Consider the following 12,841-nt stretch of genomic DNA (forward strand, 5'->3'; position numbering starts at 1 on the left):
CAATTCGGCAGCCGAAGACAGGCAATCATGGTCACCGCTTTTCCGTTATTCATTATTGTAAGGCATATCCTCTCCTGGATGAAATCATTTGATCCAATATTCACTTCTTGCTTTTAAAAAGACATTGAATTCAACTTGGTTTTGTAGTCAACCTGAAGGAAACAAGGGCAATCGCCAACGCCAACAGCAGGACCATACCACCAATCCACCCCAAATTTTGAACGGAATTGTATTTCACAACTACACCTCCCAATCCGGCACCGAAAGTCATACCTATGTTCATTACTGCCGTATTGTAACTCAGGACTGTTTCAGAAGACTGTGGTCTCAATGTTATCAAATAGAACTGATTCGCGGGCGTTGTTATCCAGGCAGCTGTGCCCCAAATCATGATGGTCAGAAGAATACCTATTGTGGAACCTGCTGTGATTGGCAAAATAAAGAGGGCACCAGCATGAATAATCAAACTGATTGGAATCGTGCGAACAGGTCCCCATCGATCTACCGCATAGCCACCAAGACGGGAACCTATGAATGCAAATATACCCAATACAAGTAACGCCGTACTAATCATTTCTATTGAAAAATCGGCTACAGAACTTAAAAGTGGAGCGATATAAGCAAATACCATGGTGTAACCCAGAATCCAGAAAACAGTCGTTAATAATCCGGTGATAACCTTTTTATCTTTGATAATCAATAATTGTTGCTTCAGGGAGAGAGACGGGTTACCCTCCATTCGAGGAATAAATCTGTACAACAGCATGAAATTAATAAATGCGATAATTGCAATCATGATATAAACGTAGTGCCAATCCATGTAGGCAGCAATGAAGGTACCAATCGGCACTCCTAATACCAATGAAACGGTGAATCCTGTGATGACAGTTGCAATGGCACTACCCTGTTTGCCAGAAGGAGCTAGTCTTGCAGCATAGTTCGTGGCTAGGACAAAATATAGACCACCACTCATGGCCAATACGATGCGTGAGAACATAAGCATGCCAAAGTTCAAACTGAAGAATGCAATGATATTTCCCAAGATAAAAATAAGCATGGAATACAGAAGTACTTTTTTACGTTGTAACTTGGAAGTCAGCATGACCAGAGCCCAGGCACCCAATGCATGAGATAGTGCATATACGGTGACCAATTGTCCCGCTAATGAGATCGAAACCTGTAAATCGCGGGCAATGATATCTAAAACGCCAGATACGACAAATTCGGCTGTTCCCACAACAAAGGCTCCTAAAGCCAATAAATAGATAATAAATGAATTCATTTCAGTCTCCTTTATTCAAAAGAATAGTGTGTGAAATCTTCTGGATATATTCGTTTGTTGAAATTTATAATAGATATAAAAGACAAATTATATCTATTATAAACACAAAAAAATACTTAATACATCATTGATATTTTACCGGCAATCGAAGATAATTTTCGATTTTTAAACACTTCTTCCATCTGTCCTTCGGCAGTGATCATGGTTTCTTGAATTAAGCATCCCTGTTTATGATTAGAACAATTAAACAGAGAGGTTGTACCCTCAATGGCCTGTATGATATCCAAAAACGTAAGATCCTCCCACTTCTCCTGAAGTGTATACCCGCCATGGGCACCAGATGAAGAATGAATCATCCCCTCTTTCGTCAATTTGGTTAAAATCTTGGACAGATATGTGGGTGAAACATTCTGCCACTTTGAAAGCTGCTGCACACCCACAGGTTTATCTGAATTGGATGCCGCAAGAAAAAGCATCGTGTGCAGGGCGTAATTGGTAGCTTTGGAATACTTCATCATCTCATTCCTCCCTAATAAAAGACTTAATATATCTACAATAACTCCTTTAATACAATTACGTCAATAACCCCCTCTCATAAAAGTGGCACATTGCGTCCACTCTTTCATCAGAGGAGGCTCTTGTTACAAACAACTGTTCCAGCAATATCTATACCTACAGTTCCAATCTATATGCATGCTTTAGGCATTTTCCAATACGTTATCCTTCTCCAAATCTTTAAAGTATCGATCGTTATATAACATGCTTGGATGTGTTGGATGATAGGCGAGTGCGATATCATTATGTTCCCGGGCCTTGGCACGGTTACCCATCCGGTCATAACACACACATAGTTGCAGATGCGGCATCCAGGTCCAAGCTGCTTCATTCAGCACTACCATAGGGTCATCAGGACGTACAGCACGAGTCGCCTGTTCGTACCAGAACAGGGCCTTGCGATAATCTTCACGGTCGGCAAAATAACCACCCAATCGACAGCAAATCTCGGCTCTTGGCAAATCATAGGCAAATGATCGGAACAACGCCGTGACTTCCTGTTCCGGATGTTCAAGTGCAGCTTCACAATCCGCAATTTTCTGGCAAGCAGCGATCTGATCTTCCACCCAGCCCAGTCCGGTATCCAGAAACTTCTCATAGTACTTCACCGCATCCTCATGCTGTCCATGGTCCTTCAGTTCATTACCGAAATAGTACAAGTCACGCGGCCCAAATTCCTCTCCGGCCTGTTCCCTTTTACGATAGATCCGCAGATTCCGATCGGTATACTCCTTATCTTTCTTGTGGGTAACCGCTATATCACTATGCAGCAGATTGCCCGCTACAGCCAGATATTCATGCACCGCGCCAATCCAGCGAAATTGCCAATCCCGACGCACCAGACGATTCCGGCGCAGGCTGTAGGCTACCTTGCCATCTGCTGTGAATGACAGATTGTAATCCATCGTCACACTATCAACATCCGGGTCCAGCGAACGTTTCAAGGCGATCAGTTTCGCCCGATCTTCCGGTTCGAACACATCGTCTGCATCCAGCCACAGAATATATTCACTCTTTGCCTGATCGAAGGCATAGTTGCGTGCTGCTGCAAAGTCATCCACCCATTCAAAATCAACGATACGATCCGTATATCTGGAAGCAATCTGACGGGTACGATCCGTTGATCCGGTATCCACGATTACAATCTCATCGGCAATACCGTTGACCGAGTCCAGACATCTCGCAAGGGAAGCTTCTTCATTTTTCACAATCATACACAGGGTAATACTGATCGTCTCCTCACCTCTTCTCGCCCTGCGATTAAAGGCGGAAACCCCCGGCAGTTCGGACAATCGATAGATGTGGTACGCAGGGAAATGAGTATCAACGAACAAACGAAAACCCAGTGCTTGAGCACGGATGCAGAAATGACGATCTTCGCCCCAGAAGGATACATTGGGAATCTGGTCATATGAAGCTCCTGCTGCCAGAACATTTTTGCGAATAAGAGTACATGCCCCTAGCCCTCCAACTTCATAACAACCCGGGATCCGTAGCTGATTTAGAAAAGCAGTCGTTTGCGTGCCCTCGTCCTCCGTCTCGGTTCCGTCTAATGTTTTGCCACCGCGGCGAAACAAAGCATACTCATCTTGCAGCCATACCTGCGGCATTTCCCTGGCATCCGGCTGCCAGCGGGTCCAAAAGATATTGGATACAATGTCTTTGCCACTCGATACAAGTTGTTCCAGCGTCCGCGGATGCAGCACCAAGTCAGAATCAATCAGGAAAACCGCATCGTAGTGATTGTCGCGTGCATATTGCAATATGCGATTTTTCAAACCGGCTACACGCCAAATCTGTTCATCCTGCCAATAATGTCCTCCCTCATCCTTGCTGTACACCCCTTTGTTGTCAGGACTACCGCTACCATGTTCATCTGCTTGAATAACCGTCCCTTCATGCTGAAGCACAAATTCATGCAATATATTCGATGCGGATTCTTCCACGTTATCGTCTACAAACAGATAGTCCGTCTTCACTGTTGTTCGTTCCAGTGCATGCAGAGAATCCAGAAATTCACGGAGCACCGGAGTTGTCTGGCGAACCGGGCTGGCGATCAGTATTCTTTCCTGGCCAGGCGCTTCAAGCGTTTCCGATTGGCGGGTTTCCAGCGATTTATCAGAAAGTCTGGGCGGTCGATGATTACTCTGGCTCTCTTTCTGGCTCTCATGTTGCTTCTCTTTTTGATTCTCTTTCTCATGTGTATTCAACTCTATTTGAGGTTGGGATTCTTCTTCCGATTTGCGTAAAGGGTCTTTCTTCAATGTGCTCACTCCCCCTCTCCTTATTCGAACCATGCCAACAGTCGTGGCTCCTGATCCAATATCGATTCGTACTGTTCCTTCCAACCGTATCTTGCTTCAGGGTCCAGTGCTTGATAGCGTTCATATTTGCGGATACGGTCTTCTTCCCGCGCCCAACCATAGTGCTTCACCCGGGGAGCATGACATCCATAGGACCAATGTTGGATCGTTAACGGAAAACGACCACAATGCTGGGGTGTCTCCTTCCATTCATAGTTCATCCCCGGGTGATAACGAATCAGAAATGGCCGATAATAGGCATGCGCCTGCCAGAACTCATCTTCCCGGTAATGCGTCTCACTCCACATATCAAACAATCTGAAATAGATCGCATCTTCATTGCCACTGAGCAACAGATCCCGTACCAACCCAAAGTCACTGGTTAGAATCTCATCCGCATCCAGATTCAAAATCCACTCCGGATTGGTCGCCACCGTCTCTTCCCATTGTTGTTTTCTCAGGCTTACCTCGTCTGCAAAACGTGAAGCAGCGTTCTCCACTAATACGAGTGGAATACCGTCCAGAAGTTCCCTGCACAGCCCGACCGTTCCATCCGTGCTTCCGTCATCAATGATTACTGCGCGATCAATCCAGGGACGATGTCTCTCCAGTGCCTGCCTGAGATAACGATTCTCTTCATTACGAACGATCATCGACAAGGTAATATGTGGTCTTCCATGTTCCTCATGTCCATCCAAAGCTTCACCCCCTTGCTCAAACTTCTACCTATTAAAATTTCGGGCACACGATGCCTGGACGAATCACAATCCTCTATTTCCAATCTATGCAGAGCCTGAATGCGGATATGCAGGCCGAGTAAACCTTTCATGGGGTTAATCTTGATGAACGACAAAAAAGCACCCGCCTTCGCGGATGCTTTTAAATGTAATCATAAGATTAATGTAGTGAAATAAATGAATTAACGGTATTCAGCCAAACAATCATTGAGACTACGCGTCTGTCCATAGACTTCCTGATACAGTGCGAACAGTCCATCATAGACGGCAACCGTTTCCGGGTTCGGCTCATAGGACTTCGCTGGACGAATAAACGCTGTTGCACATTCTTGCAAAGACGGGAACCAGCCACAGCCATAGGCAGCCAGCATCGCTGCACCCATCGCTGGACCCTGTTCGCTCTCCAGCTTCACAATCGTGGCGTTAAAGACATCAGCCTGCATTTGCAACCAAGCTTCGTTCTTGGCGCCGCCACCAATGGAGATGACTTCATTGACGGTTTTGCCTGCACCACGCAGAATATCAATGGACTCGCGTAGCGAGAAGGTAATACCCTCCATCACCGCACGTCCAAAGTGCTCCAGCTTGTGCCCTGCATCCATACCGATGAAACTGCCACGGATATTCGCATCCGGATGAGGTGTACGCTCCCCAACGATATATGGTGTGAACAACAATCCGTTGCTGCCCGCCGGAATCTGATCGATGCCCTGCAAGAGCACATCAAACGATTTATCCGCTGCAAACGTATCCTTGAACCAGGACAGGCTATATCCTGCGGCAAGCGTTACACCCATAATATAGAAGGCATCTTTCTCTCCGTGGTTAAAAAAGTGTACTTTGCCTTCGAAGTCGAGATCTTTACGCTCTTCGTAGGAAAGCACAACCCCGGACGTTCCGATGCTGCACATCGTCTGTCCTTCACTCAGAATGCCTGCGCCAATGGCACCACACGCATTATCCGCACCACCTGCGTATACTTTTGTTGCAGCCGCTAGACCCGTTTGATCCGCAATCTCAGGCAGCAACGTGCCCACTTCCTCAAATGATTCCACAAGACGTGGACAAAGAGAGATTGGCAGTTCGAAAGCTTCTGCAATCTCGTCGCTCCACTGTTTGCCTGCAACGTCCAGCAACAAAGTTCCCGCTGCATCAGAATAATCCATAGCGTAATCCCCGGTCAGGCGATAACGCACATAGTCTTTAGGCAACAGGAACAAGGATGCTTGCTGTAACAATTCAGGCTCGTTCTCCTGAACCCACAGAATTTTTGGCAAGGTAAAGCCTTCCAGTGCACGGTTCCGGGCAATACTTAACAGCTTGCCATCCAGCACTTTTTCGATGCGACGGCACTGAGCCGTTGTGCGTGTATCGTTCCACAGGATTGCGTTACGCAGCGGTTTACCTTCTGCATCCACCAAGACCAGTCCATGCATCTGACCGGAGAAGCTCAATCCCTCGATTTCCGAAGGCTGCACGCCAGATACTTCAAGCAATTTACGCAAGGAAACAATGGTCTGCTCTACCCAATCTTCGGGATTTTGTTCACTGTATCCAGCCTTGGGCTGGTACAACGGGTATGCCTCGGATGCTTCAAATGCCACTTTTCCTTCACGATTGACCAACACGGTTTTGACCGCACTGGTTCCAAGATCGACGCCAATTACGTAACTCATAGGTTAACTCCTCTCGTTTGTAACAGGATTGTATAAATGAAACCCTTGATGCTCATATGGTCACTTCGTGATCAGAAAACCCTTGGATCGCCGTTACCCCCGGATTTCCTTTATACCCTCTAGCAAGGGTGAAATCCGGGGATAAATGCGACCGCTTCGCTTCCTTGGGTCCTTTCTGCTCACTTCGTTTTGTATGCACCATCTTAGACAACCATTTATATCAAAACAGTAAAAACATACTCGTTTTTGTAGCGAAAAGATTGATCCAATGACCTTGATTCGTCATTGGTTATAAATGAATCCTTGATGCTCATGTGGTCACTCCGTGATCAGAAAACCCTTGGATCGCCGTTACCCCCAGATTTCCTTTATACCCCTTAGCAAGGGTGAAATCCGGGGATAAATGCGACCGCTTTGCTTCCTCGGGTCCTTTCTGCTCACTCCGTTTTGCATGCATGATATTGGACACACATGGATATGAAACGTGTAAAACATACTCGTTCTTATAACAGAAAGATTGATCCAATGACCTTGATTCGTCATTGGTTATAAATGAAATCCTTGATGCTCATGCGGTCACTTCGTGATCAGAAAACCATCTTAGACAACCATTTATATCAAAAATCTTAAAAAATCGCGTTATTTAACCAAAAAACCGCCCCCGTCTTCCCAAGGGAAAGTCGGGGACGGTCCGAATGTCATGCTTGTTCAGGCGTTCCATGGTACAAGCTAATCTTGTGCATAGGCAAGCTTGGATACTAATGTCCAACACATATGAGTTGAGTAACCATCGGTGGTCGACGTGCGCCAACCCTGCCTAATGCGCTATTAGTCAGCCAAGATGTACTGGTTGAGTTGTGCTCTCAGCAATTCCTGACGTCCGGATTGGTTTTTGCGTGGGCTTTCATTGTTGAGCGCGTACTCAGCAAGGGAAGCCAATGTTGCTTTACCTGCAACCACATCTGCACCAATACCTTCGCTGAAGCTGCTGTAACGTTTTTCGATGAAGTCATCGAATACGCGATCTTCAATCAACTTCGCTGCTACTTTCAGACCTTTTGCATACGTGTCCATACCTGCGATGTGTGCCAGGAACAGATCGTCAGCTTCGAAGGAACCACGACGTACTTTCGCGTCAAAGTTCACACCACCACGGCCGATACCGCCGTTTTTCAATACTTCATACATTGTCAATGTAGCATCGTACATATCAACCGGGAACTCATCCGTATCCCAACCGATCAACATGTCGCCTTGGTTCGCATCGAGGGAACCGAGCATACCGTTTGTACGAGCAACGCGGATTTCGTGATCAAATGTATGACCAGCCAGTGTAGCATGGTTTGCTTCCAGGTTAAGTTTGAAGTGTTTATCCAAACCGTATTTTTGCAAGAAAGCAATCGAAGTTGCTGCATCATAATCATATTGGTGTTTCGTTGGCTCTTTTGGTTTAGGCTCGATCAGGAATTGTGCATCAAAGCCAATTTCCTTCGCGTAGTCTACAGCCATGTGGAACATGCGAGCAATGTTGTCTTGCTCCAGTTGCATGTCTGTGTTCAGCAATGTGTCGTAACCTTCACGACCGCCCCAGAAGACATAGTTTTCAGCGCCCAGGCGTTTACCAACTTCCAGACCTTTCTTGATCTGTGCTGCAGCGTGAGCATACACGTCTGCGTTGCAAGTGGAAGCTGCACCAAACATGAAGCGTGGGTTCGAGAACATGTTCGCCGTGTTCCAGAGCAGTTTTTTGCCGCTGGATTTCATATGATCTTCAATCAGATCAACGATTGTATCAATGTTGCTGTAGAACTCACGCAGGTTGTTGCCTTCTGGTGCAATGTCCACATCGTGGAAACAGAAGAACGGGAGATTCATTTTTTCCAAAAATTCAAATGCTGCTTCCACGCGTACTTTCGCGAGGTCCAGACCCGAGTATTTATCCCACGAACGAACAGCTGTCTCCGCACCAAACGGGTCACTGCCGCCTGCAGTTAATGTATGCCAGTAAGCCATGCCAAAACGGAAATGTTCTTCCATCGATTTGCCGGCTACCACTTCTTCCGGATTATAATGTTTAAAAGCAAAAGGATTCTTGGAATCTTTACCTTCAAATGCAATTTTATTAACGGATTCAAAATAGGCCATGTGTAAAATGCCTCCTCAATAGTTTTAAGAAATCGTTTACACCGTTATCCTATCACATCGAATTTACTTTGTCTATTGGTTAAACAAAGTAAAATAAAATTGTTTTTTACATGGTTGTTTACGCTATAATAGTCGAATAACTTGTTTCGGATGTGGGTCAGAACCCTTTTATCAGAAGAATAGGAGTGCCTTAACCATATGAAAATTACCGGAGACCAGATGCTGGTCAAAAAAATAAACAAGTCGATCGTTCTGGATACGATCCGGCGCCGTGCCCCTCTTTCTCGCGCACGAGTGTCCGAGGTTACGGGGCTGAACAAAGCAACGGTATCCAACCTGGTTGCTGATCTGATCAGTGATGACCTGGTGCAGGAGATTGGCCCTGGGGAATCCAGCGGCGGACGTAAACCACTCATGCTGCTGTTTCGAGGGACATCAGGCTATGCAGTCGGTCTGGAACTCAGTGTGACCCACTTGAAAGGCGTGCTTACAGATCTGGAAGGACACATCATTACAGAGTACGCAGTGACCTTGGAACATCATGACGTGTCCTCTGTACTGGAGCAATTGAAATTGGCAGCAAAACAGCTCATTGAGGCAGCTCCTGCTTCCCCTCATGGAGTCATTGGTATTGGCATCGGGGTGCCCGGCATGGTGGATGAGGCAGGAACGGTCCTGTTTGCACCCAACTTGGGGTGGGAGAAGGTAACTCTGCGCTCGATGCTTGAAGAAGAATTTCAACTGCCTGTAACGATCGATAATGAAGCCAATGCTGGTGCCCATGGAGAGTTGAATTTTGGGGCAGGTATCGGTGTACGTCACATGATCTACATCAGTGCAGGCATGGGGATTGGTTCAGGCATCATGGTAGATGGTGAATTATACAAAGGCGCGTGGGGCTACGCAGGGGAAACAGGCCATATGTCCATTGAAGCGGAAGGTCTTCCCTGCTCCTGTGGTAATCGTGGTTGCTGGGAGTTATACGCATCTGAAAAAGCCTACGAGCACCCGGATCATCAGCTAAAATTACCTGCTCATACCACACGGGAACTAATTCATTATGCGGAGCAAGGCCACGAGGCTGTTCAAGAATTATACAACACGATTGGGCGCAAACTGGGGATTGGCATTACCAATATCGTTAACAGTTTCAACCCGGAACGTATTATCATTGGCGGTCCGCTCTCTGAAGCAGGTCCCTGGATTGAAACAGCGTTAAAACAAGTTGTAGAGGAACGTACATTACCTTATCACCGCCGCAGTTTGCAGATTGAATGGGCAGCTCTGGGCAGCCGTTCCACCCGCGTTGGTGCCGCTTACTCTGCGATATCCCAGTTTTTAGGTAAAATTAGGGTGTCTGTCTAATAACAGATGAAAATTGACATCATTTCGCCCCATTTCCTCCCTTTTTGTTAAAGAAATCCAGATGTATAATGGGGTTATGTGATTTTTGTCATGGCTGTGTGAATCAAGCTGTGTTAATTCCGATAACGAAACGGAGTGAAAAAAAGCGTGACCTACGTGGATACTTCAGATATCTCGGCGCAAATGTTTGTCACCGTCCTCCTGTTCCTGATTGTGCTTGCGCCCCTGTTCAGCCTTGGCATACTCCGATTGTTCCAGAGCAAAAAGAAGGCTGGTTTCATGTACATGCTGTCAGGATTGCTGGTGTATGTTGTATTTCAGACTTTCATGAGTATTTTTTTCTAGATCATATTCTGCGTTTGCACAAAAAACCGTACCCTTCCGGGTACGGTTCTTTCTATATCCTAACGGCTCGCGAAAACCGGAATTGCATATGAATCGAAAATTTCTTTCAACACATGATGATTCAGATAATCAGCCTGATTTAAGCGTCCAATGCTTTGGCAAATTGAGTTTTGTTCATACCCAGAATGCGGTGTTCACCAATGACAGTCAATGGCACGGCACGTACACCCATGTCCCATACTTGTTGTGCAAATTCATCGCTAGTTTCGATGTTGCGCTCTTCATAAGAGATACCTTTGTCAGCCAGGAACGTTTTTACGGATTTGCAGTTCGGGCAGTTCGTTGATGTATATACAATTACGTTTTCCATGTTTAATTCACCTCATATGGTTTTATATTAATCTATAGTTTGGTTGGAATCAGCTCATTCTATTACAGAACAACTGCGCTGTGCTCCAAGCTTTCAATGTATTTCTCTGTGTCCATAGCAGCCATACATCCGCTACCTGCAGCTGTAATCGCTTGTTTGTAACGTGTATCCTGTACGTCACCACATGCAAATACGCCTGGGATGTTTGTCTCGGATGTACCTGGTGTAGTCAGGATATATCCATGTTCGTCCGTAGTGATCTGTCCGCCAAGGAAACCAGTGTTTGGTGTGTGACCGATCGCTACGAATACGCCACTTGCCGGAATCACTTCTTCTTCACCTGTTTCGTTGTTTAACACTTTCAGTCCGGTTACGCCGTTGTCGCCAGCAAGTACTTCGAGTGGTGTACGGTTCAAAGCCATTTCTACTTTTTCGTTGCTCCGTGCACGATCCTGCATGATTTTGGAGCCACGCAGTTCTTCACGACGGTGTACCAACGTTACTTTGGAACCGAAACGGGACAGAAAGCTTGCTTCCTCAAGAGCAGAGTCGCCACCGCCGATAACGATGATTTCTTTGTTACGGAAGAAGAATCCATCACATGTTGCACATGTGCTGACACCGCGGCCTACATTCGTTTCTTCGCCAGGGATACCCAGGTATTTAGCAGTTGCGCCTGTGGACAGGATCAATGTTTCCGATACGAGTTCACCCATACCTTCAACTTGAATCTTGAATGGACGCTCGCTCATGTCGATGTTGTTAACCCAGCCTGTACGGAATTCAGCACCGAAGCGCTCAGCTTGTTTACGCATGTTATCCATCAGTTCAGGACCCATAATTCCATCAGGGAAACCTGGGAAGTTCTCCACTTCAGTCGTTGTTGTCAGTTGGCCACCAGGTTGTGGTCCTTCAATAACGAGTGGGTTCAAGTTGGCACGTGCCAGATAGATTGCTGCTGTCAGCCCTGCAGGGCCTGTTCCAATAATAATTGATTTATACATGTATAGTTCCTCCCCCGGGTTCTGCAAAAAGGTTAGACCCTCCGGCATCAAAAGCTTAGGCTTTTGCATACACTAGAACGAAAAGCCCACATCATGTCCACAAGACCTGCCTGTGATATGACAATGGCCCTATGCAGAAACGGAATTCTAATTTATAATCATTCTAATCTGTTGTTCATTATGATCTCTTTTATGTACGGTGTCAATGCTCGGCAGCGATTATGAAGAAGTCTTCATCAGGAGGGAAAATGGAAGCATGAACGATGCACTCATTGGCAGTTTTATATCAGCCATGTCTACCGGCCTAGGGGCCGTACCGATTCTATTTATGCGCAAAATATCGCACCGTCTGCGTGATATCTTGCTGGCATACGCCGCAGGTATTATGACCTCGGCCTCGGTGTATAATCTCATTCCGGAAGCGCTTGGCCAATCGAATCTCTTTGTACTTGCATTTGGTATTATGCTTGGTAGCCTGGTTCTACTGGTGCTGGAGATGAAGATTCCACACGTCGATCTGGAGAATCCCGAGAAAATGCCTTTTAAAATTGAAACCAAAGCCTTCATGATTATTGCAGCCATCACCATGCATAACCTGCCGGAAGGGTTATCCGTTGGAGTCAGCTATGCAAGCTCGGATGAGAACCTCGGCAATCTCATTGCCTTTTCCATCGGATTGCAGAATGCGCCGGAAGGATTTCTGGTGGCCCTTTTCCTAGTAAACCAGAACATTGGCCGCTTCAAAGCGCTGGGTATTGCCACCCTGACCGGAGCGGTAGAGATTATTACAGCTATGATTGGTTACACATTAAGCAGTCTCGTAGCTGGTCTAGTCCCTTATGGTCTGGCCTTTGCAGCCGGTGCGATGATGTTCATTGTTTATAAGGAACTTATTCCCGAGAGTCACGGCGATGGCAATGCACGTGTGGCGACGATGTCCTTTTTGCTCGGACTCATCACGATGATTGGTCTGACCGAACTGTTTTAATTGAAGACTAAAGAACCCGAGCGAACAGTCCAAGACTGTCGACCGGGTTCTTTGTTTAGCCACAAATGAAG

At 46.3% G+C, this 12,841-nt stretch carries 11 protein-coding genes; 3 read left to right on the top strand and 8 right to left on the bottom strand.

All coding sequences use genetic code 11. The annotated features are described in order from the left end of the window. Nucleotides 1-130: 130 nt before the first annotated feature. The 6 genes from NST38_RS25950 to xylA form a co-directional block, all read right to left on the bottom strand. A complete protein-coding gene (locus NST38_RS25950; protein ID WP_341344139.1) occupies nt 131-1,282 on the bottom strand; it encodes an MFS transporter in 1,152 nt (383 codons plus the stop codon). Between the two features lie 116 nt (nt 1,283-1,398). Then, nucleotides 1,399-1,797 carry an Rrf2 family transcriptional regulator gene (locus NST38_RS25955; protein WP_341344140.1) on the bottom strand — a complete coding sequence of 133 codons (399 nt, stop codon included), beginning with the start codon at nt 1,795-1,797 and terminating at the stop codon, nt 1,399-1,401. 183 nt (nt 1,798-1,980) lie between these two features. After that, nucleotides 1,981-3,051, bottom strand: a complete 1,071-nt coding sequence (locus NST38_RS31690) for a glycosyltransferase (protein WP_445933728.1) — start codon at nt 3,049-3,051, stop codon at nt 1,981-1,983. Nucleotides 3,052-4,121: 1,070 nt separating this feature from the next. Further along, entirely contained in the window at nt 4,122-4,838 is a 717-nt protein-coding gene (locus tag NST38_RS25965; protein WP_256720160.1) for a glycosyltransferase family 2 protein, read from the bottom strand. Nucleotides 4,839-5,059: 221 nt separating this feature from the next. After that, entirely contained in the window at nt 5,060-6,553 is a 1,494-nt protein-coding gene (xylB, locus tag NST38_RS25970) for a xylulokinase (RefSeq protein ID WP_341344142.1), read from the bottom strand. Nucleotides 6,554-7,381: 828 nt separating this feature from the next. Beyond that, entirely contained in the window at nt 7,382-8,698 is a 1,317-nt protein-coding gene (gene xylA, locus NST38_RS25975; RefSeq protein ID WP_036606941.1) for a xylose isomerase, read from the bottom strand. A 198-nt stretch (nt 8,699-8,896) separates the two neighbouring features. Between xylA and NST38_RS25980 the strand changes: the two genes are divergently transcribed. After that, entirely contained in the window at nt 8,897-10,063 is a 1,167-nt protein-coding gene (locus NST38_RS25980; RefSeq protein WP_341344143.1) for an ROK family transcriptional regulator, read from the top strand. 147 nt (nt 10,064-10,210) lie between these two features. After that, complete coding sequence (locus tag NST38_RS25985; protein WP_017692236.1) at nt 10,211-10,408, top strand: hypothetical protein; 198 nt, start codon at nt 10,211-10,213, stop codon at nt 10,406-10,408. A 139-nt stretch (nt 10,409-10,547) separates the two neighbouring features. On the opposite strand, the gene NST38_RS25990 is transcribed toward NST38_RS25985, so the two are convergent. Both NST38_RS25990 and trxB read right to left on the bottom strand, forming a co-directional pair. After that, on the bottom strand, nt 10,548-10,778 hold the full coding sequence (locus NST38_RS25990; protein ID WP_036668031.1) for a glutaredoxin family protein: 231 nt from the start codon (nt 10,776-10,778) through the stop codon (nt 10,548-10,550). A gap of 62 nt (nt 10,779-10,840) precedes the next feature. Next, nucleotides 10,841-11,782: a thioredoxin-disulfide reductase gene (gene trxB, locus NST38_RS25995; RefSeq protein ID WP_047841589.1), complete on the bottom strand. Its 942-nt coding sequence runs from the start codon at nt 11,780-11,782 to the stop codon at nt 10,841-10,843. A 256-nt stretch (nt 11,783-12,038) separates the two neighbouring features. On the opposite strand from trxB, the gene NST38_RS26000 reads away from it, so the two are divergent. Continuing rightward, the gene (locus NST38_RS26000; RefSeq protein ID WP_036606933.1) at nt 12,039-12,770 is read left to right on the top strand and encodes a ZIP family metal transporter; all 732 of its coding nucleotides are present in this window, start codon (nt 12,039-12,041) and stop codon (nt 12,768-12,770) included. The last annotated feature ends 71 nt before the right edge of the window (nt 12,771-12,841 follow it).

The sequence above is a fragment of the Paenibacillus sp. FSL H8-0104 genome (assembly GCF_038050215.1).
In the GTDB taxonomy this organism is placed as follows: domain Bacteria; phylum Bacillota; class Bacilli; order Paenibacillales; family Paenibacillaceae; genus Paenibacillus; species Paenibacillus amylolyticus.

Excerpts from the sequence above, each read along its gene's own strand:
- NST38_RS25950 (WP_341344139.1), bottom strand. The coding sequence starts at position 1,282 with ATGAATTCATTTATTATCTATTTATTGGCTTTAGGAGCCTTTGTTGTG.
- NST38_RS25955 (WP_341344140.1), bottom strand. The coding sequence starts at position 1,797 with ATGAAGTATTCCAAAGCTACCAATTACGCCCTGCACACGATGCTTTTT.
- NST38_RS31690 (WP_445933728.1), bottom strand. The coding sequence starts at position 3,051 with ATGATTGTGAAAAATGAAGAAGCTTCCCTTGCGAGATGTCTGGACTCG.
- xylB (WP_341344142.1), bottom strand. The coding sequence starts at position 6,553 with ATGAGTTACGTAATTGGCGTCGATCTTGGAACCAGTGCGGTCAAAACC.
- xylA (WP_036606941.1), bottom strand. The coding sequence starts at position 8,698 with ATGGCCTATTTTGAATCCGTTAATAAAATTGCATTTGAAGGTAAAGAT.
- NST38_RS25980 (WP_341344143.1), top strand. The coding sequence starts at position 8,897 with ATGAAAATTACCGGAGACCAGATGCTGGTCAAAAAAATAAACAAGTCG.
- NST38_RS25990 (WP_036668031.1), bottom strand. The coding sequence starts at position 10,778 with ATGGAAAACGTAATTGTATATACATCAACGAACTGCCCGAACTGCAAA.
- trxB (WP_047841589.1), bottom strand. The coding sequence starts at position 11,782 with ATGTATAAATCAATTATTATTGGAACAGGCCCTGCAGGGCTGACAGCA.
- NST38_RS26000 (WP_036606933.1), top strand. The coding sequence starts at position 12,039 with ATGAACGATGCACTCATTGGCAGTTTTATATCAGCCATGTCTACCGGC.